At 43.5% G+C, this 2696-nt stretch carries 2 protein-coding genes; one reads left to right on the top strand and one right to left on the bottom strand.

Going from position 1 to position 2696, the window contains the following annotated elements; translation table 11 throughout:
- The first annotated feature begins 213 nt into the window (after positions 1-213).
- Positions 214-2460, top strand: a complete 2247-nt coding sequence (locus A3761_RS15935; protein WP_068739647.1) for an EAL domain-containing protein — start codon at positions 214-216, stop codon at positions 2458-2460.
- A gap of 46 nt (positions 2461-2506) precedes the next feature.
- Here A3761_RS15935 and A3761_RS15930 read toward each other — a convergent pair.
- The coding region (locus A3761_RS15930) for a thioredoxin domain-containing protein (RefSeq protein WP_156491891.1) at positions 2507-2696 on the bottom strand (190 nt) is incomplete at its 5' end.

Raw genomic sequence — 2696 nt, 5'->3', positions numbered from 1 at the left:
GGTTATAAATCTTTGGTTTTTGAAGGTATTTTAGTAGAGCAGCATACCTTGGATTAAAGCGTATTACAGTATTTTGGATGGCTATGGATTGTTAGGGTGAGTGACTAATTGCGAATTCTATAATAGCCATTTATTCAGACTCTCGACTATACTGATGACAGTCTTAACTGTAACAACGACAAATAACAATAATAAATGCAATAGAGGGTCGTTATGGATCAAGAGGTCCTGGAGAAATTATTACGCGCTCAGCAATCGATTACCGAAATGGTTTCGTCGGGCGCGTCTCTACCAGAGTGCTTGGAAGAAATCTGTAGTTCAATCGAGCAGGCCTTGGCAAGCAAGGCCGGCAAGAGCTCGATTCTTTTATTGAAAGGGAACAACTTACACCACGGCGCAGCACCGAGTTTGCCTAAGGCATATTGTGACGCTGTTAATGGTGTCGAAATAGGCGAAAGCGTTGGCTCTTGCGGCACGGCTGCGTTTACTAAGCGGCAGGTGATTGTTGCCGATATCGCTACAGACCCCTTGTGGGCGGACTTTAAAGGCCTTGCTTTACCTCACAACCTAGTCGCTTGTTGGTCGACGCCCATTGTCTCTTCAACAGGTGAGGTTTTGGGCACCTTTGCTATTTATTACCCCGAGATTCGCTTCCCTGAACCTGAAGACCTTGAGTTAATTGATCACTTCACTGGCTTATCTCGTATAGCAATTGAAAGAGAGTATTCAATGCAGCGTGAACAAGTCTTGAATGCCCAGCTAAAAACATCCAACGAAAAGCTCAAAGCTTTTATCTCCGTCATTCCCGATTTGGGCCTCATTCTCGATGAAGAAGGTAATTATATCGATATCTATGGTGGCAATGGTGAGCTACTGGTTGTCAATAGTTCAGAACTTATCGGTAAAAATATACGAGAAGTGATTGATTGTGATACCGCTGTTCAGCTGACTTCTGCTATTAGGCGGGCGCTCGAGTATTCAGAGCTGGAATTTCTTGAATATACTCTAGAAGTGAAGGGGGGACGCAGGGTCTTTGAAGGGCGAATCTGTCCGATCAATCATTACTTGCCTGAGCAGCCAGAAAAAAAGCATGTTCTGTGGATCGCCCGAGATATTACCGAAAAAAAGCAGGCAGAAGAAAATATTGAGAGGCTGGCTTACTATGATCCATTAACAGGCTTGCCGAACCGTAGAATGTTTAATGATTATCTTGATTGCACGGTAGATAAAATTGCTCGCTATGATTTAATCGGCGCATTGCTATTTATGGACCTGGATAATTTTAAACGAATTAACGACTCGCTGGGCCACACGGTCGGTGATCAGTTACTGGTCAAGATCGCTGACAATCTGAAACCATTCATTGGGCCCCAAACAAATTTATCGCGCCTAGGGGGTGATGAGTTTGTCGTCTTACTAGAGTCTAAGTCTAAAAATATTGATAACGTGCATCGTGAAGCAAGTAAGCTGGCTGAAAGTTTATTAGACGTGTTCTCGCAAACCTTGACTCTTCAGGACGCTCACTATGCCGTGCGTGCGAGTATTGGTATTTGTTTGATCCATGAAAAAGCAGTTTCCGCCAGTGAAATTTTGAAACGTGCTGACTCCGCGATGTATAAAGCCAAAAAGGCAGGTGGTAACCGCTACGCATTCTTTGACCCTGAGTTGCAAAGAATGGCTGACCTTCAATTAAGAATTGAGCGTGATATTGAAGCAGCGATATCAAAGAATGAGTTTGAAGCTTACTTTCAGCCCCAGTTGGATATGGGGGGAGCCTTAGTAGGAGCAGAAGCTCTGGTACGCTGGATTCACCCAGAGGAAGGGGTAATTAGCCCCGACAAATTTATTCCTATTGCTGAGCAGACCGGCGCGATCCATCGTATTCAAGAGATTGTCCTGCGCGAATCATGTGAGTTGATCGTTGCACTAAAAGAGACTGGAGCGTCTCATGATAGGTGTACGATGGCAATTAATATCAGCGCATGCCAATTCGACGTTGATTTGGAGGAACGCATTAAACTAGTGGTAGATGAGTTTTCGCTACCTACCTCGAAGTTTAAATTGGAAATCACTGAAAGTATGCTGATGGAAAACGTTGAGATGATTGTTGAAAAAATGCAGTCGCTTAAGAGCAAAGGTTTTAGATTCTCTGTCGATGATTTTGGTACTGGATATTCCTCTTTGGCTTATCTGCACTCCTTTCCAATTGATGAGTTGAAAATAGACCGAAGTTTTATCAAACAGATAGAGAGCAAAGGGACAGCGATTATTGATGCGATTGTTTCTTTGTCACAAAGCTTCGGATTGAGGGTTGTTGCCGAAGGGGTTGAGACCCGTGAGCAACTGGAAATTCTTGCCGAGAAGAATGTTTCATCCGTGCAAGGCTATTACCACGCCAAACCAATGCCTGCCCATGAGTTTATTACTTGGGTTACCAAAGCCAAGCGTTGCGAGAACTAAAATTGAGGTCAGAGTAAAAAATTATTTTTTACTCTGACCTCAATTATTATTTAGCGAGTTCCTTGGTAACTAAATCGTATAGCTCTTGTGATCCAAACTTGGGGAGCGCTTGTTCATTAACAAAAAAGGTTGGTGTCTTGCTAACTTGCAAAGCTCGAATATCGTCCTTCTCCCGTTGAAGGCGAGCGCTTATCTCATCTGAAGTCATATCGGCTTTCGCCTGTGTAATATCTAAA

Source organism: Oleiphilus sp. HI0123 (genome assembly GCF_001635315.1).
The sequence above is the reverse complement of the archived record's forward strand: the minus strand, read 5'-3'. Positions and strand labels throughout refer to the sequence as shown.

Excerpts from the sequence above, each read along its gene's own strand:
- A3761_RS15935 (WP_068739647.1), top strand. The coding sequence starts at position 214 with ATGGATCAAGAGGTCCTGGAGAAATTATTACGCGCTCAGCAATCGATT.